The organism is Shimia sp. MMG029 (assembly GCF_027947445.1).
In the GTDB taxonomy this organism is placed as follows: domain Bacteria; phylum Pseudomonadota; class Alphaproteobacteria; order Rhodobacterales; family Rhodobacteraceae; genus Shimia.
On the sequence record NZ_JAQJIM010000002.1, the window covers coordinates 259462 to 278090 of the forward strand.

Genomic DNA, 18629 nt, shown 5'->3' on the forward strand with positions numbered 1-18629 from the left:
AGGAGCTTTCACACTATGTCTCTCGACCCGACAGATCGTCGCATCCTCACAGTGCTGCAAAAGCAAGGACGCATATCCAACGCAGAGCTGTCGGAACGTGTAAACCTCTCAGCCTCTGCCTGCCACCGCCGCGTGCATCGGTTGGAAAGCGAAGGCTACATCAAGGATTATGTGGCCCTGCTGGATCCGCGCAAAATGGACGTGCCCACAACCGTTTTTGTGGAAATCACCCTGTCAGGTCAAGCGGATGAGGTTCTGGATGCATTCGAAAAAGCCGTGGCGCGTATTCCTGATGTGCTGGAATGTCACCTGATGGCAGGGACGGCGGATTACATCCTGAAGGTCGTTGCAGAAAACACCGAGGACTTTGCCCGCATTCACCGGCAACACCTCGCGCGGCTGCCCGGTGTGGCGCAGATGCAGAGCTCTTTTGCGCTGCGCACAGTTTTCAAAACAACCGCGCTCCCGGTTTAATCCCCACAGACAAAACGGGCGGCGCCGATGCACCGCCCGTCTGTTGTCTAAACCAATAGAGTGCTTACTCGGCCGCAGGCTCAAGCTTGTCCTGAGTGCGGGTGTCGAAATCTTCGGCTGCGTGACGTTCGTGCAGTTGCTTGTCCAAATCGCCCCAGCTGCGGTTGACCATCACACCGCGTTTCACGGCAGGGCGGTCGTTGATCTCTTTGGCCCAGCGCTGCACGTGCTTATAGCTTTCCACATCGAGGAACTCTGCCGCCTCATAGAGACGCCCCAGCGCCAGCGCGCCGTACCAAGACCAGATCGCGATGTCGGCAATCGTGTATTCATCACCGGCGATGTACTTGTTTTCCGCCAGCTGGCGGTTCAGCACATCCAGCTGACGCTTGGTTTCCATGGCAAAGCGGTTGATCGGGTATTCCCACTTCTCCGGCGCATAGGCGTAGAAGTGGCCAAAGCCGCCGCCCAGATATGGCGCGCTGCCCATCTGCCAGAACAGCCAGCTGATCATTTCAGCGCGGTTTTCCTTGGGGCCAAGGAAGGCGTCAAACTTCTCGGCAAGGTGCAGAAGGATCGCACCGCTTTCAAACACGCGCACTTCTTTGTCGCCGCTCAGATCCATCAGCGCAGGGATTTTGGAGTTCGGATTAACATCCACAAACCCAGAGCCGAACTGATCGCCTTCACCGATGTTGATGAGATAGGCGTCATATTCCGCGCCTTTGTGACCTGCCGCCAGCAGCTCTTCGAGCATGACGGTGACTTTCACGCCGTTGGGCGTCGCCAGAGAGTACAGCTGGAAAGGATGTTCGCCGCGCGGCAGCTCTTTGTCATGGGTTGAGCCAGAAATCGGGCGGTTGATGCTGGCAAATTTGCCGCCACTTTCAGAGTCCCAAGTCCAAACTTTCGGGGGAGTGTAGGTTTCGGTCATGCTATCGCGCCCTGTGTGTGAAATTACGTTGTCGTTAACATAAGAACTTCCCCCAGCTTTCAAAGCGTTCGAAGTAAATTGTTTGTCATCGGATCCGGTGCCTGATCCACCCGCCTGAAGAGACACCTATACAGCCCATCAGTTTTGGTCTATGTGCTGCGCTTCTTGCCACAAATGATGATGAGAGCGGTTCAGTTTTTGAGGGAGCCCGCCGACGCCGTCCTGCTGGCACTCCTCAGATGAAAAGTGAACATCACCGTGAAAACCGCACTTCAGGCCGCGCTTGACGCCAAAGGCTATGACAAACTCACTCCGGTTCAGGAAGCCGTTATGGCCCCGGAACTGGCGGGCAAAGACCTTCTTGTTTCCGCGCAGACCGGATCTGGCAAAACGCTGGGCTTTGGCCTTGCGATCTCTTCCACTGTTTTGGGCGAGGCAGACGCCTTTGAAGACGCCGCCGCACCGCTGGCGCTGGTCATTGCGCCAACCCGCGAGCTGGCGCTGCAGGTGAAACGCGAACTGACGTGGCTCTATGCCGAAGCCGGCGCGCGTGTGGCCTCCTGTGTCGGCGGCATGGACATGCGCGATGAACGCCGCGCACTTGCACGCGGGGCGCATATTGTGGTGGCAACACCCGGTCGTCTGCGTGACCACATTGACCGTGGTTCGATTGACCTGCTCGATATCCGCGCCGTGGTGCTAGATGAAGCCGATGAAATGCTGGATCTAGGCTTCCGCGAAGAGCTGGAGTTCATTCTGGAGCAGGTGCCGGAAGAGCGCCAGACCCTGCTGTTCTCCGCCACCGTGCCAAAAATGATCGCGGAGCTGGCCAAGAACTATCAACGTGACGCCATCCGCGTGGAGACCAAATCCGAGCAGAAACAGCACGCGGATATCACCTATCGTGCGATGACCGTGTTGGACCGCGATGCGGAAAACGCGGTGATCAACACGCTGCGCTTTTATGAGGCGCCCAATGCGATTGTCTTTGCCAACACCCGCGCCATGGTGGCGCGCCTGACAACCCGTCTGTCTAACCGGGGCTTTCAGGTTGTGTCGCTGTCTGGGGAGCTGTCTCAATCAGAGCGTACACACGCACTTCAGGCGATGCGTGACGGACGTGCGCGTGTCTGTGTGGCAACCGATGTGGCCGCGCGCGGCATCGACCTGCCCAACCTCGATCTGGTGGTGCATGCTGAACTGCCCAACAACCACGAAACTCTGCTGCACCGCTCTGGTCGGACTGGGCGCGCGGGGCGCAAAGGAGTTTCTGCGCTGATCGTCACCCGCAAATCCCGCAAAAAGGCAGAGCGTCTGCTGCGGTGGGCCAAGCTTGAGGCCGAGTGGTCCGGTGCGCCTTCTGCCGAGGAAGTCAGTGCACAGGATCAGGCACGTATGTTTGCCGATCCGGACTGGATTGTGGAACCAACTGACTCAGAATTGCCGCTAATTGAGTCTTTGCTTGGCACATTTTCACCTGAACAAGTGGCAGCAGCTTATCTGCGGCTTTACAATTCCAAACATTCCGCACCTGAAGAAATTTCGGAAAGCGATGCAAAGCCAGCGCCGCGCAAGGATTTTGGCCCCTCGGTCTGGTTCTCCATTTCCGGTGGCCGCAAAGCCGGTGCTGAGCCGCGTCGCCTGTTGCCAATGCTGTGCAAGCTGGGCGACCTGACCAAAGACGACATTGGCGCGATCCGCATCAACCCGGAAGAAAGCTATGTGCAGGTTCTGGAAACCAGTGTGGCAGGCTTCCTCGCCGCGATTGGCCCGAACATGACGCTGGAAGAAGGCGCGAAACTGACGCAGATGGAGAATGCCCCTGTGCTGGAACGCAGCCCACGTGAGGGGCGCGACGGTGGCAAAAAACCATTCGGCAAAGGCCCGCGCAAAGAGGGGGGAAAACCCCATCGCGGCAAAGGAAAGTTCGATAAACCCCGCCAAGACCGGGACGAGACCCGCCCTGAGCGCGGCGAAAAGTCCGATTTTCACAAGCCGAAACGCGATAAATTTTCTGAAAAGCCCAACAAATCTGCAGCTCCGGTAGACTGGAACGACGATCCGGCCCCGCGGCAGAAAAAGCCAAAACCTGGTGCGGCCAAGCCGGGTGCCAAGGGTGGCAAACCCAAAGCGAGCTCAAAACCCGCCTATGGTGCTGCCGCAGGCGGCAACGCGGCACCACGTCGGCGCGCGATGGCGGATGGCGCATTGAGCGATGCCAAACCGCACCGCAAGGGCGGCGATAAACCTAAAGGCCCACCGCCTCCCAAAGGCAAAGCCAACAGCAAGAAAAACAAAGCACGTCGTGCGGCGGCGGCATCTGCAGCCCCTAAAGGCAAACAGCGCGGTTAAGCCGGCATAGTCTCTGGCGTCAGCGCCTCAAGGGCGCTGCCGTCTGGCGCGGTCAATGTCAGCATCTGCGTGGCACTGGCCCGCCCCCGCAGGGTGGTTTCCTCCACCTGCGCCAATCCCAACCCCATCGGCAGTGTGATGTCATTGGCGGTTTCTGCATCCAAAATCACCGACAGCCCATGCGCCTTGCAGGCCTCTTGCAGGCGTTTGGCACGGTTGATCGTGTCACCGATGTAGACCACCTGACGCTTCTCCCACCCACATTCTCCAACGGCGACGGGCCCGCCAGCAATCCCCATGCGCAATGAAGGCGCGACGCCGTATTTGTCCATGTAGTGATCATGACGCGCCGCCACGATTTGAAAAATCTCATCAATGCACTGCAGCAGGCGCATATTGCCATCCGGCCCGCGATCCCGCCAACTCATGATGACCTCATCCCCAACATAATTGTGGATCACGCCCTGACGCTTGGTGATCACAGGATCGATGTCCAAGAAAAACCCAGTGATCATTTCCAACGCTTTCTGATCGCCAAGCTTTTCGGTGATGGACGTTGAGCCTTTCAGATCCGCCAGCACAAAAATGCGGCGCTCCTCAGTGGGGCGAGCGTAGCGCCCCAACAAGAAGTAGGTGAGCGTACGCCCACCAATCAAACGCCGTGCCTGCAACATGAACTGAATAAAAATGCCAGTGCAGAAAGCAAACAGGAAATCCGGGAACAGGCCCTGCTGGAACCACATCACATAGGTGTCTTTGTCACGGATCAGCACCAGATGCGTCGCGGCCAGCGAAAACAGCAAAATACAGCAGGTGATCAGCATCCGAAGCGCGAGCCCACGGCGAAACTTCAGGCTGCGCTGCCAGCGCCCCACCGGGCTGTTGCTGATCCACACCTCAAGGCCAACAGCAATGGTGGCCACGATCACACCGCGCACGGCGCCACGCCACAGCGCCAAGAGACCAAGCCCCCATCCCATCATGTCCGCAAGCACATAGCTGTAGACTGCGCCGACGATGGCCCCCACCGTCAGCACAAATAGAAAAGATCCCAGGTTGCGAGATAGCATGGCTGCCCTCAATCTTTGTGTCGGGACCGCTACTGAAATCCCGGTCTTGTCTGGCACTTAAGCATAAAATGCCAAGTTACAAAAAAGACAAACCCCCATAGCCGGGCCATGGGGGTCGTCAATTCTTGTGTCCAAGCTGGAGAGGTGTGCTTAGAGCATACCTTCACGCTGTGCTTTCTTACGTGCCAGTTTACGGGCACGGCGGATCGCTTCAGCCTTCTCGCGCGCTTTTTTCTCGGACGGCTTTTCGAAATGTTGCTTGAGCTTCATTTCGCGGAAGACGCCTTCACGCTGCAGCTTTTTCTTCAGGGCACGAAGCGCCTGATCGACGTTATTGTCACGAACACTAACCTGCATGTGGTTTTCACCACCTTTCTAAGTTTGAGTTGCAATGAAATTGCAGGAGCCCGGCGTATAGCAAGTCACTTCATCTTTGTCTAGTATGGGGTCAACGCTGTATCGACAGGGAGAAAACCCATGACGGACACCCCCACAACTGACCTGAAATCCCGCCTTCTGGACGCGGCAGAGATGCATGTGCCCTTTGATGGCTGGTCTGAGGCCACTTTTACAGCAGCCATCGCAGACAGTGGTGTCGACGCGACGGTTGCGCGCGCGATCTGTCCACGCGGCGCAGTGGACCTGGCCGTGGCGTTTCACAAACGCGGTGATTCTCAGATGGTCGAGGCTCTGACAGATGCAGCACTGGTGGAGATGAAGATCCGAGAAAAGATCACCCATGCGGTGCGTCTGCGCCTTGAGTTGTGCCCAGATCGCGAGCTGGTGCGCCGTGGCTCCACGCTTTTTGCCCTGCCACAGCACGCCGCGACCGGCGCGCAGCTGATCTGGGGCACGGCGGATGCCATTTGGAATGCCATCGGCGACAGTTCGCGTGATCTGAATTGGTACACCAAGCGCGCAACGCTTTCTGCGGTCTATTCCGCCACAGTGCTCTATTGGCTGGGCGACGACAGCGAGGGCCACACCGCAACCTGGGCGTTTCTGGATCGACGCATCGAGAATGTGATGCAGTTTGAAAAAACCAAAGCGCAGTTCAACAAGAGCCCGCTTGGCAAATTGATGAATGCACCGCTTGAGGCCATGTCAAAGTTCCGCGCGCCCGATTTGCCCAAGGACATGCCGGGCAGCTGGACACCGCCATCACGCTAAGAGCCCGCGCTCAAACTTTTCATTCTAACAGTATCACGGGGTGGTTGCCGCTTGCAGCGGCGAGGGCCGCGCGCTTTGCGTTGTTCAAATCCCTCACGTCACTGCCCAAAAGGCTCTGTGCGTGGCGACGCCTGCTCTGCTACAAACTTCCCAACACGCGAGACCAAAAGGGACAGATCATGACAGAGACCATGCGCGCCGTTGAAATCACCAAACCCGGCGCAGCCGACGTGCTGCAGATGGCCGATCTCCCTATTCCTGTACCCGGTGCTGGCGAAGTGCTGATCAAGATCGCCTATGCGGGTGTGAACCGCCCTGACGTTCTGCAACGTGCAGGGCTCTACAATCCGCCCGCCAATGCCTCTGACCTGCCCGGACTGGAAGCCTCGGGCACCATTGCAGCCGTAGGTCCCGGTGTGACGATCTGGTCAATCGGTGATGAGGTCTGTGCACTGTTGCCGGGTGGGGGCTACGCCGAATATGCGCTCACCCCCGCCGCTCACTGCTTGCCAATTCCCGAGGGGATGGACCTCAAAGAAGCGGCCTGCCTGCCAGAAACCTTTTTCACCGTCTATTCCAACGTGTTCCAGCGTGGCGCATTAAAAGCAGGCGAGCGGTTTCTGGTGCAGGGTGGTTCCTCCGGCATTGGCACAACCGCAATTCAGCTGGCAAACGCCTTTGGCGCGCGCGTCTTTGCCACGGCAGGTTCGGATGAGAAATGCCAAGCCTGCCTCAATCTGGGGGCTGAACGCACCATCAACTATCGCACTGAGGATTTTGTCGAGATCCTACGCGCTGAAGGGGGCGCAAACCTGATCCTTGATATGGTCGGGGGCGACTACCTGCCGCGCAATGTCAAATGCCTCTCTGATGAGGGAAGACTTGTGCAAATTGCCTTTCTTCAGGGCCCGAAGGTTGAATTGAACTTTGCGCAGGTCATGATGCGCCGCCTCACGATCACCGGCTCCACTCTGCGCCCGCAAAGCGATCTGGCAAAAGCCAAGATCGCCGAGGCGCTGCTGCGAGATGTGTGGCCACTGCTGTCCTCTGGCCAAGTTGCGCCGGTGATGGACAGTGAATTTGCCTTGAGCGAGGCCTCCGCCGCGCATCAACGGATGGAAAGCAGCGGTCACATCGGTAAGATCGTGATGAAAGTCGCATAAATCAAAAAAGCCGCCTCAAGAGGCGGCTTTTCTTCTGAATGTCGTGTGCGCTTAGATGGCTGCCTTGCGGCTTTCGTCCAAGTAAATCTCACGCAGACGTTTCGCGATTGGCCCCGGCGTGCCATCCCCCAGCGCAACACCGTCGATTTCCACAACTGGCATGACAAAAGCAGACGCAGAGGTGGTGAACGCCTCATCCGCCTCTTTGGCTTCCTCAATGGTGAACAGGCGCTCTTCGATTTTCAACTGCGCTTCTGCGGCCATCCGCAGCACCGCCTTGCGGGTGATGCCGTGCAGGATATCGTTGGACAGCGGGCGGGTCACGATCACGCCGTCTTTGACGAAATAGGCATTGTTGGAGGTGCCTTCGGTCACATAACCCTCTTCGATCATCCAAGCATCATCTGCGCCCGCTTTCTTCGCCATCATCTTGCCCATGGAGGGGTAAAGCAGCTGCACCGTTTTGATGTCGCGACGGCCCCAGCGGATGTCCTCGATCGAGATGATCTTGGCGCCTTTCTTGGCGGCTGGGCTGTCAGCCAGACCGGGTTTGTTCTGCGTGAACAGCACGATGGTCGGCTTTGTGTCTTCGCTTGGGAAAACAAAATCACGATCCCCATCTGAGCCGCGTGTGACCTGAAGATAAATCAGCCCTTCGTCGATCTCGTTCAGTTCCACCAACTTGCGATGGATCTCCAGCAGCTCTTCTTTGGTGCAGGGCTCCGCCATGTCGAGCTCATCCAGCGAGCGCTTGAGACGCACCGCATGGCCTTCAAAATCAATCAGTTTGCCGCCCAGAACACTGGTCACCTCATACACCGCGTCCGCCATCAGGAATCCCCGGTCAAAGATAGAGACTGTGGCTTCGGTTTCTGGCAGGTATTCGCCGTTCACATAGACGGTGCGGGTCATGATTGGATGCTCCTTACGGGTTGTTTCAACTCCACCGCGATGCGTGTACGCCACGCCCCTGCGCAATGGAACAAAAATCTGGAAAACGAGGTCTCAATCAGCCCCAAAGCGCGGCATTGGGCGGATGTACGCCTTTGTCATCAAACAACAGCGGTGTGTCGCGATCTTCGCCAAGCAACAGCGGCCCATCGAGATCAGTGACCATTGCACCCTGCGCCAGCAAGGTCGCGGGGGCCATCGCCAGACTAGAGCCCACCATACAGCCCACCATCACCTTATAGCCTTCAGCCACTGCCGCCTCACGCAGACGCAATGCTTCTGTCAGGCCACCGGTTTTATCAAGTTTGATGTTCACCACATCATATTTGCCTTTGAGCTTTGGCAGGCTTGTGCAGTCATGTGCACTTTCATCGGCGCAAACCGGCACAGGGCGCTCCATGCCGATCAAGGCGTCATCTTCGCCCGCGGGCAGCGGTTGTTCCACCAAGGCAACACCAAGGCGTACAAGGTGCGGTGCCAGATCAGCATAGACCTCCGCGCTCCAACCTTCGTTGGCATCCACAATGATTGTGGATTTCGGCGCACCAGCCCGCACAGCCTCCAGCCTTGGCATGTCATCGGGGGTGCCAAGTTTGATTTTCAACAATGGGCGATGGGCATTTTTTGCCGCTTGCGCCTGCATATCGGCAGGGTCCGCCAGCGACAGCGTATAGGCGGTGATTTCTGGCCCCGGCTTTGGCAGTCCGGCCAGATCCCAAGCCCGCTTACCAGCCTGTTTGCACTCCAGATCCCAAAGCGCGCAGTCCACCGCGTTACGCGCGGCACCCGCATGCAACAAATCGTAGAGTGCTTCGCGGTCAATCTTCGCGGGCAAGCCTTCGATCTCTTCCGTCACACTTTCCAGTGTTTCATCGTAGCGCGCATAGGGCACACATTCGCCCCAGCCAACAACGCCGTTTTCTTCGACGCGCACAGTCAGCACTTTAGCTTCGGTGCGGGAGCCGCGCGAAATGGTGAACACCTGCGCCAGTTTGAACACATCGGGGGTGACGGTGATTTTCATGCGATCCTCTAAGTCCTGTGACTGAAGGGCGCGATACGCAGGACGCGCCTCTTCCTCTTGCCCAAAATATCCCGGGGGTCCGGGGGCAGCGCCCCCGGCTTGGTCTAAGCCAACTTACAGTGCGGCCAGCGCATCCACCAGTTTGCCTGCACCAAAGCGGAACGGATCAGTGGCGGGCAGGCCCATTTCTGCCTCAACTTCAGCAAGATAGGCTTTGGCTTCGTCCTCTGCCATGTGCTGGGTGTTGATGGAAATGCCAACAACTTCGCACGCAGGGTTAGACACTTTGGCCAGCGGCAAAGCTGTGTCGCGCAGTTGTTTCAGAGTTGGCAGGTCGTAGTCTGGCAGGCCACGCATGTGCGTGCGTGTGGGTTCATGTGCCAAAACCAACGCATCTGGCTGGCCACCATGGATCAGCGCCATGGTCACACCAGAGTAGGACACATGGAACAGGCTGCCCTGACCTTCGATGTGATCCCAGTGATCTGCGTCGTTGTCTGGTGTGAGCCATTCCACAGAACCGGCCATGAAATCGGCAATCACCGCATCCAGTGGCACGCCGTCGCCGGTGATCAAGATGCCCGTCTGACCTGTGGCGCGGAACGAAGATTTCATGCCGCGCTTGCGCATTTCCGCATCCATGCAAAGCGCCGTGTACATCTTGCCAACGGAACAGTCAGTGCCCACCGCGAGGCAGCGCTTGCCGCTGCGTGTTTTGCCGTTGGCAATCGGATAGTCCACTTCAGGCACACGCACATCATGCAAAGTGCGGCCCGTTGCTTCGGCCACGGCCACCAGATCCGGCTCGTCACGCAGCAGATTGTGCAGACCGGATGCCAGATCAAAGCCCTCTTCCAGTGCCATCACCAGCACTTTTTTCCACTCTTGGGAAATCACGCCACCGCGGTTGGCCACGCCGATCACCAGAGTTTTGGCCCCCGCTTCGCGCGCCTCAACCAGCGTCATGTCTGTCAGGCCCATATCGGCCTTGCAGCCCTCCATGCGGAACTGCCCAACGGCATTTTCCGGGCGCCAGTCCTTGATGCCCTGCGCCACTTTGCCCGCCAGCTGGTCAGGCGCGTCACCCAAAAACAGTAGATACGGTGTCTCGATCATCGCGCGTCCTTCCCTATCGTCATCGCGTAAGTCTTGTTGACCTATAATCTGCGAATTTTGATGCAATTTCCTTGTGAAGCCTGCTCAAATCCCCTTCGACTTCGAAGATTCATTCGATATAGGGCGTCATTTATGAATTTTCTTCTATATCTCGATGGTATCACAGCAAACTCTCCGCTGGTGCGCCGGCTGCGCTGCAACGCGGCGTCGCATCGCCGCATGTGCAAAATATCCTTGCGAAAGACAGCGCAACTTCATACCACAAACGGGACCCAAAATGTAATTTCATTACCGAGAGACCGACAGAGATGAGCTTCCGTATCCAGCCTGCCGCCCCAGCCCGCCCCAATCGTTGTCAGTTGTTTGGCCCTGCCTCCAACACAAAACTGTTCGCAAAGATGGCCGCTTCGGCAGCTGATGTGATCAATATTGATCTGGAGGACTCTGTAGCCCCCTCGGACAAAGACACTGCACGCGCAAACGCAATTGAAGCGATCAACACTGTAGATTGGGGCACCAAGACCATTTCTGTGCGCATCAACGGGTTGGACACACCATACTGGTACCGCGATGTAGTGGACCTGCTCGAACAAGCTGGCGAGCGCCTCGATCAGATTATGATCCCCAAAGTGGGCTGTGCCGAAGACATCTATGCTGTAGATGCTTTGGTCACAGCGATTGAGCGCGCCAAGGGGCGCACAAAGCCGATTGCTTTTGAGGTTATCATCGAATCAGCCGCGGGCATTGCACATGTGGAAGAGATTGCAGCAGCCTCCCCACGCCTGGAAGCCATGAGCCTCGGCGCTGCGGACTTTGCCGCCTCTATGGGCATGCAAACCACGGGCATCGGTGGCACGCAGGAAAATTACTACATGCTGCGTGACGGGCAGAAACACTGGTCTGACCCTTGGCACTGGGCGCAGGCTGCGATCGTCGCGGCCTGTCGCACACATGGTGTGCTGCCAGTCGATGGACCATTTGGCGACTTCTCTGACGACGAAGGCTATATCGCGCAGGCCAAACGCTCTGCCACGCTGGGCATGGTCGGCAAATGGGCCATTCACCCCAAGCAGATTGCGCTGGCCAATGAGGTTTTCACCCCATCTGAAGCGGCTGTCACCGAGGCCCGCGAAATTCTTGCAGCGATGGAGCAGGCCAAAGCCAATGGTGAAGGCGCCACGGTTTACAAAGGGCGATTGGTGGATATCGCATCGATCAAACAGGCCGAAGTGATCGTGGCACAAGCCGAACTGATCGCAGCCAGCTAAGGCCAGTCATGAACTGATCAAAAGGCCCCGCTGGTCCGGCGGGGCCTTTTGCCGCCCCTCAAGCCCGCTCATCCTTGGGAGACCCCATCACCACATAGCTGGTGATCGACACCACCTGTGGCACAGTGCCCAATACATCTGTGTGAAACGACTTATAGGCTGCGAGATCCGCAGCCTCGACCCGCAGCAGATATTCCTTCTGCCCGGTGATATTGTGACATTCCCGCACTTCCGGTGCGTGGGACATTGCACGCTCAAACGCCTTTTGCGCATCTTTGGTGTGCTTACTCAACCCAACCGTGATGTAGGCCACAAATCCTGAGCCCAACGCGGCGCGGTCAAGCACGGCGCGGTACCCAGTTATAATGCCAGCCTTCTCCAGTGCCGCGACTCGGCGCAGACACGCAGAAGGCGACAGGCCGACCTTCTCTGCCAGGGCCAGATTGCTCATCCGTCCATCGCGTGACAACTCACGCAATATATGTTCGTCAATTTGATCCAACTTAGTCATAGGTTGTGTAAATAAATTACAGACGCACAAAAACGCAATCAAATAGCGTACGAGCTGCGCGAAATTGCCGAAATGACCAACGATGTACTTACCGCCCTCCTCCTCTTTGCCTTTGCCTCAACAATCACGCCAGGCCCCAACAACCTAATGCTGATGGCCTCTGGTGCGAACTTTGGGTTCGCCCGCACGATTCCCCATATGCTGGGGGTCGGTGTCGGCTTTGTTGTGATGGTCGCCCTCGTAGGTCTCGGCCTGATGCAGGTTTTTGACCACATCCCTATGGCACATACTGTTTTGACAGTAGCATCGGTGGCGTACCTGATGTGGCTTGCCTTCAAAATCGCACGCTCAGGTGCACCTGACGAGACCGAGACAACTGGCACGCCGATGACCTTTTTGCAGGCGGCAGTGTTCCAATGGGTCAATCCCAAAACATGGACCATGGCGCTCACTGCGATCACACTTTATGCACCAGATCGCAGCGTTGTGGCGATCTTGCTCGTCGCAGCAGCCTTTGGAGCTGTGAACCTGCCTTGCATTTCAAGTTGGATCGTTTTGGGTCAGCAAATGCGCCGCCTGCTGACCTCACCTGCCCGCCTCATGGCGTTCAACTGGACAATGGCGGCGCTGCTTGTGGCCTCTCTTTACCCGGTGGTGTTCTCCGGCTGAGGCCAGGCGTTTTATTTCTCTGCCAATGGCATGCAGATCTCCGTGATCAGGTCCTCTGGTGCCGTATCACGCGGATTGTTGAGATAGATCTCATAACATGGCTGATCTGCGGGCTCCTCGCCAGACGCAGGCAGCCAATTGCCATAGAGCGAATGATAGGCCGCGGTTATGCCGGAATATGGCCCCTTGTAAGTCAGCACCGCAGTTTTCCCGCCTGGGAGCGCAAAGTCTTCCATTCCTTCCGGCGTGCCTTCTCCGACAAACTCAGCACCGGCCAAGCTGCGCAGCTCCGCCTCGGGCACAACCTCGGGGCTGTCCCGATACACCGCGATCACCGCGCGCGTATGGGGCCAGAGATTGCGGCTTTCACACATGGCCCCGAAGGCTTCGAAACTCTTGCCAATCTCATGATAGGCGCCCTTGTGTGGCAATCCGACCAAACGGCGGCGAGGTTCATTGCGAATATCTACATCATGCATGGGGTAACGTCCTGTTTTTAAATCTGGGTTGAGCAATGCCACCTGACCCTCTGCGCGATAGGCGGAGGGGCTGAGGCCATAAGCGTCAGAAAACGCACGCGAAAAGCTGCCCTGTTTGCCATACCCTGCGCGCTTGGCGATTTCCGGCAGAGACATTTCGCCCTGCGCCAACCAAATCGCAGCGCGATGCAGACGAATACGACGCACCGCCTGTGCACAGGTTTCACCGGTCAATGCGTGAAACACGCGATGCCAGTGAAACCTCGACATTGCCGCCACATCCGCCAGCGCATCCAGTGACAGATCTCCATCGGTATTGTCATGGATATAGGCCAAAACCCTAAGGATCCGATCTTCGTAGCTGGCAGCCATTGGTGGCAACTCCCATTGCACGTGGTTTAGGTTTGCAGGGCAGCATCATAAGCGATCCTGACACAACCCAGATGACATGAAGCCAATTCACAAATCTTGCTAACTTGCGCAAAGGCCCAATTCCATAGCGCGCCATGGCACGCACCGTTGCAATTACCCTCCGTCAGCGTCATATAGCGATGACGTACAGACTGCGCTGGGAGTGCCCAATGACCAACTATCTCGACTTCGAAAAGCCACTCGCAGAGATCGAGGGCAAAGCCGAAGAACTGCGTGCACTGGCGCGCCAGAACGAAGAGATGGACGTGAGCGACGAGGCTGCGGCACTGGACCGCAAGGCCGCCGATCTGCTGGAAGAGCTTTACAAGGACCTGACACCATGGCGGAAGTGCCAGGTCGCGCGCCACCCGGAGCGGCCGCACTGTGGCGACTATATCAACACGCTTTTCACCGACTACACGCCACTCGCTGGCGACCGGAACTTTGCGGATGATTTGGCCGTCATGGGCGGTCTTGCACGCTTTGACGGCAAACCCGTGATGGTGATCGGTCAGGAAAAGGGCAACGACACCAAGTCCCGCATTGCTCACAACTTTGGCATGGCGCGCCCAGAGGGCTATCGCAAAGCGGTGCGCCTGATGGAAATGGCCGGTCGATTTGGCCTACCTGTTGTCACGCTGGTGGACACGGCGGGTGCGTACCCGGGCAAAGGCGCCGAAGAGCGCGGGCAATCAGAGGCGATCGCGCGCTCCACCGAAATGTGTCTGCAAATCGGCGTGCCGTTGGTATCTGTCATCATTGGAGAAGGCGGATCTGGTGGGGCTGTGGCCTTTGCGACGGCAAACCGGGTCGCAATGCTTGAGCACTCTGTCTACTCGGTGATCAGCCCCGAAGGCTGCGCTTCGATTCTCTGGAAAGACAGCACTAAGATGCGCGAAGCCGCTGAAGCTCTGCGGGTGACTGCGCAAGACTTACACCAGCTCGGTGTGGCAGATCGAATCATTACAGAGCCCACTGGCGGCGCACATCGCGACCGTGCAGCGACCATGGACAATGTGCGCAAAGCCATTGCTGATATGCTTGGCGAACTGGAAAACATGCCCGCAGAAGAGCTGATCGCCAATCGTCGCAAGAAGTTCCTGAACATTGGCGCCAAGGGCTTGGCCGCATAAGAGCCCCTGAATGCAGACGCGCAATCCGGAGCACCACTCCGGATTGCCATCGATAGGCAAGCGATACTGCACAGACATCTCTAACTACAGTATTTGATTACATACGCCCATCTAAATTACATGTTGCGCGAAAAGCACCCGGCCACGCCCAGCCGGGACAAACAGTCCGTTCAGCGTGCCAGCAGCCGAAGGCCTTGCGTCACATCAGAGCGCACAGCGAGCCTTAGCCCCGGCTCATCTCCGGCCTTAAGCGCAGCGATGATCAGGCGATGGTAATGTGGCGGCTCTGTGCGGCGCAACCGTCCGTAAAGCGCGCGCATGGTCGGGCCAAGCTGTAGCCAAACTGTCTCCGCCATAGCCAACATCGCCGGCGCCTGCGCGCGCAAATACAGCGTGCGGTGAAAATCCAAATTGGCACGTATGTAGCCCACAGCATCCCGCTTACTCACAGCATCCGCCACTGTGCTATTGATCGCTGTCAACCGATCAATCAAAGCCATATGGGCGCGGGGCAAAGCGCGGCTTGCAAGCTCCACCTCTATCAGCGCACGCAGTGCCGCAAGTTCTTCCAAGCGCTCACTTGAAAGTTCGGGCGTCGCCACCCGTCCAGAGCTTGAGAGCGTCAGCGCGCCCTCCGCAACCAGCCGTCGCACGGCTTCGCGCGCAGGCGTCATGGAGACCTCATAGTCTTTGCCAATTCCGCGCAGGGTCAACGCTTCGGCTGGCGCCAATTCGCCATACATGATTTTTGTGCGCAAAGCGCGGTAAACGCGATCATGCGCTGAAGTGGATTGATCTTGAGACGGGCGCGGTTGTGGGATCATGGTGCCGTTGTGATCACAAAGCCCCGCCACGTCAATGGCTCACCCCAAAAGATGATCAGGCGCCATCAAACCTGTAGCGGTGCAAAACTTGCCCATCGGTCTGCAGCCAGCGGCGCGACGCCTCGTAGGGACCATAAAGCTGCGCCACAACATCCCAGAACGCCTGAGAGTGGTTCATCTCCTTCAAATGCGCCACCTCGTGCGCAGCGACATAGTCCAACACATCTGGCGCAGCCATCACCAAGCGCCAAGAAAACATCAAAGCCCCAGCCGATGAACAGGATCCCCACCGTGACCGCGTGTCCCGCAGCGTCATACGACTGTAAGGTCTGCCCAAGAGCGCTGCATAATGATCCACCGCTTCGGAGAGGCGATGCCTTGCCAGCTCTTTCAAAAAACCCTGCACTTTTCGCCCGACCAAATCCGGGCGCCCCGGCACGGCAATCTCATCGTGCCCCAGAACAACACCCCGCCCAGTCGCCGCAACAACCAATCGATCCCGCCCAGCCACGGGCAACACGGCCCCCGGCGCAACCAGCACCTGTTCAGGTTGCTGCGCCAACTGCCGACGCAGCCAGGCCTGCTTTTCCTCGGCAAAACCGAGCGCCTCTCGCGTGCTGACGCCGCGAGGCACAGTCAGAGTGACCTTGCCATCCAAACGCGACACCCGGAGGCTGATGCGCCGCGCGCGCGAAGACTGGCGCAGAGCCACCGTCACAGGTGGTGTTCCGGGGATGATATGTTGCGTCATATACGCTCCTTGGTCGCGTTTGCTGTGATACCCTTTGACACGCGGCCCTTGATATGGCACGTGGCGCAAACCGTCGAGAGCGACTCAACCGATTGAAGGGGATTACCCATGCCCAAAGAAGAATGGGGCGTCAAACGCGTGTGCCCAACCACTGGCAAGCGTTTTTATGACCTGAACAAAGATCCCGTTGTCAGCCCCTACACAGGCGACATCGTGGAAGTAGATGCGGGCAAAAGCCGCATGATTGCAGCAGACGCCGAGGATGCCGCAACACTGAAAGCCAAAGCCGCCAATCTGGACGATGCAGATGACGTGCTTGATGATGACGACGCCGTTGATCTGGACCTCGAAGATGATGTTCTGGACGATGACGAGGACGACAACGTTTCGCTCGATGAGATCGCGGACGTGGCCTCGGAAGACGACGACAGCTGATCGTCAGAAAACTGACAAAAAACTTCTCCGGGGCGGAATTTTTCGCTTGAACCCGCCCCGGGATACGCCTAATCAGGCGCACACAGGCTGAGAGGCCTGACAGGTTTGGGGCCTTAGCTCAGCTGGGAGAGCGCTACAATGGCATTGTAGAGGTCAGGAGTTCGATCCTCCTAGGCTCCACCAAATCCTTCTAGGTCAATATGTTAGTTGTACATTCGAGTGGTGCGACACACTGGTGTGACACATCATGCGGCTACCTGCGTATCTGACCAACTCACGACACGGCATTTTTTACTTCCGCTGGCCGATACCATGCATCGGCGCAATTTCCTCAAGAAGGTCCATTCGGCTTTCACTTGGAACGCGAAATCCGGCAAGGCAATAACGCTAGCAAGACATCTCGCGGTATGCGGAGACATGCTGCGCAACGCTATGGATATGAGTGGCATTAACTACGCCGACCTCAAGGCTCGCATGGAAGAACACTTCCGCAAGGCACTCGCAGACGCGCAACAAGAGCGCAACGCAAGCGGCCCCTACACCCCGACCGAAAAGCAGCAACTGCGGGACAGCATCGACTTTCGTAGCATGCCAAATATGGAATACTGGCGGTTGCTGGGGCGCGACAACGCTCAGGCTGAGATCAGCAAGGTCTGCGAAGCAATAGGTGTAGACATCCCGAAGACACCTGCACAATCCCAGATGCTCTTGGATGAAATTCGCCGGGTGCAAATCGCAGTGTCAGAAGCGATGCTGGAGCACGGCGAAAGCTTGGAGCGCTATGACCTCTCAGGGCCACGGAGAGAGTCTGTGAGGCCCTCTGCACCACCCAAGCCAACCTTGCGCCAGAGAACCCTATCAGAGGCCATACACGACTTTCTGACGCTCCATGCGAAAGCTGAGGGGTGGCGACCCGGAACGGTCCAGAAGCGCCGGGTCATTCTTGACATAGCTCAGGAATGGTTTGGTGCAGACACCATCATGTCCGAGATAGGCAAGGCCGAGGCAGCGGACTTCAAGAACCGGGTGCTCCTGAATTTGCCCGCCAATCGCGGCAAGTCGGAAGCAACGCGAGGGCTCACATTGCGCGAAGCGCTCGCCGTGGAGGATATCTCGAAAATCGACAATGCCACGATCAACAGCTACCTCAGCGCCTGCAAGAACTTGTGGGTCTGGGCAGAAGCCCACGGCTACACTGACGAAGTCCACTTCGCCGGAATGAATGTGGGCAGGAAAAGCACTCGGTCCAAGCAACGTGAACCTTTCAGCCAAGCCGCCTTGGAGACAACCCACAAGGCCCTCACAGAGCCACAGAGTAAGTTCTACAAGAAGACTAGCCATCGCTGGGCAACTTTGATAGCGATGTTCTCTGGCGCACGCCTGAATGAGGTCTGTCAGCTTGCAATGGAAGACATCAAACAGGTTGAGGGGCTTTGGATATTCGATTTCACCGACAACGGCGACACCCACAAAAGGCTTAAGACAAGCGCAGCACAGCGACGTGTCCCCGTGCACAGTCAGTTGCTTAGACTGGGCCTCCTAGAACTTATAGAGACCCGCCAGTCGCAGGGCCATTCCCGCTTGTTCCAAGACTTCAAGTACACCGAGAAGGCAGGCTACGGTGACCAACTCAGTAAGTGGTTCAACCGCACATTCACTGCTGGCCTAAACATCAAGTCCGAAGCCCATGTTTTTCACGGGCTACGACACACATTTGCCACCCGGCTCGTACAGGCAGACGTTGAGACCGAACGCTTACAATTCATCATCGGCCACGAGCGACAAGGGGTAACACACCAAGTCTACATGAAAGAGGGGTACACACTTCAACAGACGGTGGACGCAGTGGAGCGATTTGCCGTGTTCACCCCACCGCCGACCGTATAGCACTGCA

19 protein-coding genes and 1 tRNA gene are annotated in these 18629 nt (G+C 57.4%); 10 read left to right on the top strand and 10 right to left on the bottom strand.

Annotated features, from left to right (window positions below; genetic code table 11):
• Nucleotides 1-15: 15 nt before the first annotated feature.
• Nucleotides 16-474, top strand: a complete 459-nt coding sequence (locus PJL69_RS08075) for an Lrp/AsnC family transcriptional regulator (RefSeq protein WP_209097096.1) — start codon at nt 16-18, stop codon at nt 472-474.
• A gap of 64 nt (nt 475-538) precedes the next feature.
• Here PJL69_RS08075 and yghU read toward each other — a convergent pair whose 3' ends face one another.
• Nucleotides 539-1408, bottom strand: coding sequence for a glutathione-dependent disulfide-bond oxidoreductase (gene yghU / locus PJL69_RS08080; protein WP_271309199.1), 870 nt, complete (start codon nt 1406-1408; stop codon nt 539-541).
• A 258-nt stretch (nt 1409-1666) separates the two neighbouring features.
• On the opposite strand from yghU, the gene PJL69_RS08085 reads away from it, so the two are divergent.
• The gene (locus PJL69_RS08085; RefSeq protein WP_271309200.1) at nt 1667-3760 is read left to right on the top strand and encodes a DEAD/DEAH box helicase; all 2094 of its coding nucleotides are present in this window, start codon (nt 1667-1669) and stop codon (nt 3758-3760) included.
• Here the strand turns inward: PJL69_RS08085 and PJL69_RS08090 are convergent.
• Nucleotides 3757-4830, bottom strand: coding sequence for an adenylate/guanylate cyclase domain-containing protein (locus PJL69_RS08090; RefSeq protein WP_271309201.1), 1074 nt, complete (start codon nt 4828-4830; stop codon nt 3757-3759). The genes PJL69_RS08085 and PJL69_RS08090 overlap by 4 nt on opposite strands.
• Before the next feature lie 150 nt (nt 4831-4980).
• The gene (gene rpsU / locus PJL69_RS08095; RefSeq protein WP_008207378.1) at nt 4981-5187 is read right to left on the bottom strand and encodes a 30S ribosomal protein S21; all 207 of its coding nucleotides are present in this window, start codon (nt 5185-5187) and stop codon (nt 4981-4983) included.
• Between the two features lie 120 nt (nt 5188-5307).
• On the opposite strand from rpsU, the gene PJL69_RS08100 reads away from it, so the two are divergent.
• Both PJL69_RS08100 and PJL69_RS08105 read left to right on the top strand, forming a co-directional pair.
• Nucleotides 5308-6000 (top strand): COQ9 family protein, encoded by a 693-nt coding sequence (locus PJL69_RS08100; RefSeq protein ID WP_271309202.1) that lies wholly within the window; start codon nt 5308-5310, stop codon nt 5998-6000.
• Nucleotides 6001-6179: 179 nt separating this feature from the next.
• Nucleotides 6180-7163, top strand: a complete 984-nt coding sequence (locus PJL69_RS08105) for an NAD(P)H-quinone oxidoreductase (protein WP_271309203.1) — start codon at nt 6180-6182, stop codon at nt 7161-7163.
• A gap of 51 nt (nt 7164-7214) precedes the next feature.
• On the opposite strand, the gene PJL69_RS08110 is transcribed toward PJL69_RS08105, so the two are convergent.
• The 3 genes from PJL69_RS08110 to dgcN all read right to left on the bottom strand — a co-directional run bounded on the left by PJL69_RS08110 (nt 7215) and on the right by dgcN (nt 10254).
• The gene (locus PJL69_RS08110) at nt 7215-8075 is read right to left on the bottom strand and encodes a D-amino-acid transaminase (RefSeq protein ID WP_271309204.1); all 861 of its coding nucleotides are present in this window, start codon (nt 8073-8075) and stop codon (nt 7215-7217) included.
• 97 nt (nt 8076-8172) lie between these two features.
• Nucleotides 8173-9138 carry an N-acetyl-D-Glu racemase DgcA gene (gene dgcA, locus PJL69_RS08115; RefSeq protein WP_271309205.1) on the bottom strand — a complete coding sequence of 322 codons (966 nt, stop codon included), beginning with the start codon at nt 9136-9138 and terminating at the stop codon, nt 8173-8175.
• A gap of 114 nt (nt 9139-9252) precedes the next feature.
• Complete coding sequence (dgcN, locus tag PJL69_RS08120; protein ID WP_271309206.1) at nt 9253-10254, bottom strand: N-acetyltransferase DgcN; 1002 nt, start codon at nt 10252-10254, stop codon at nt 9253-9255.
• Nucleotides 10255-10562: 308 nt separating this feature from the next.
• Here dgcN and PJL69_RS08125 point away from each other — a divergent pair, with 308 nt between their 5' ends.
• A complete protein-coding gene (locus PJL69_RS08125; RefSeq protein ID WP_271309207.1) occupies nt 10563-11522 on the top strand; it encodes an L-malyl-CoA/beta-methylmalyl-CoA lyase in 960 nt (319 codons plus the stop codon).
• 58 nt (nt 11523-11580) lie between these two features.
• On the opposite strand, the gene PJL69_RS08130 is transcribed toward PJL69_RS08125, so the two are convergent.
• On the bottom strand, nt 11581-12033 hold the full coding sequence (locus PJL69_RS08130) for an Lrp/AsnC family transcriptional regulator (RefSeq protein ID WP_209097106.1): 453 nt from the start codon (nt 12031-12033) through the stop codon (nt 11581-11583).
• Nucleotides 12034-12105: 72 nt separating this feature from the next.
• On the opposite strand from PJL69_RS08130, the gene PJL69_RS08135 reads away from it, so the two are divergent.
• Entirely contained in the window at nt 12106-12702 is a 597-nt protein-coding gene (locus PJL69_RS08135) for a LysE family translocator (RefSeq protein ID WP_271309208.1), read from the top strand.
• 11 nt (nt 12703-12713) lie between these two features.
• Here PJL69_RS08135 and PJL69_RS08140 read toward each other — a convergent pair whose 3' ends face one another.
• Complete coding sequence (locus tag PJL69_RS08140; RefSeq protein ID WP_271309209.1) at nt 12714-13553, bottom strand: AraC family transcriptional regulator; 840 nt, start codon at nt 13551-13553, stop codon at nt 12714-12716.
• Between the two features lie 209 nt (nt 13554-13762).
• Between PJL69_RS08140 and PJL69_RS08145 the strand changes: the two genes are divergently transcribed.
• Nucleotides 13763-14725 (top strand): acetyl-CoA carboxylase carboxyltransferase subunit alpha, encoded by a 963-nt coding sequence (locus PJL69_RS08145; protein ID WP_209097109.1) that lies wholly within the window; start codon nt 13763-13765, stop codon nt 14723-14725.
• Nucleotides 14726-14895: 170 nt separating this feature from the next.
• Here the strand turns inward: PJL69_RS08145 and PJL69_RS08150 are convergent, their stop codons facing one another.
• Nucleotides 14896-15549 carry a GntR family transcriptional regulator gene (locus PJL69_RS08150; protein WP_209097110.1) on the bottom strand — a complete coding sequence of 218 codons (654 nt, stop codon included), beginning with the start codon at nt 15547-15549 and terminating at the stop codon, nt 14896-14898.
• 55 nt (nt 15550-15604) lie between these two features.
• Entirely contained in the window at nt 15605-16300 is a 696-nt protein-coding gene (locus PJL69_RS08155) for a M48 family metallopeptidase (RefSeq protein ID WP_271309210.1), read from the bottom strand.
• A 108-nt stretch (nt 16301-16408) separates the two neighbouring features.
• On the opposite strand from PJL69_RS08155, the gene PJL69_RS08160 reads away from it, so the two are divergent.
• From PJL69_RS08160 to PJL69_RS08170, 3 genes are all read left to right on the top strand, one after another.
• Nucleotides 16409-16735 carry a TIGR02300 family protein gene (locus tag PJL69_RS08160; RefSeq protein WP_209058958.1) on the top strand — a complete coding sequence of 109 codons (327 nt, stop codon included), beginning with the start codon at nt 16409-16411 and terminating at the stop codon, nt 16733-16735.
• 107 nt (nt 16736-16842) lie between these two features.
• Nucleotides 16843-16918, top strand: a tRNA-Ala gene (locus PJL69_RS08165).
• 54 nt (nt 16919-16972) lie between these two features.
• Complete coding sequence (locus PJL69_RS08170; protein ID WP_271309211.1) at nt 16973-18622, top strand: site-specific integrase; 1650 nt, start codon at nt 16973-16975, stop codon at nt 18620-18622.
• Nucleotides 18623-18629 lie beyond the last annotated feature (7 nt).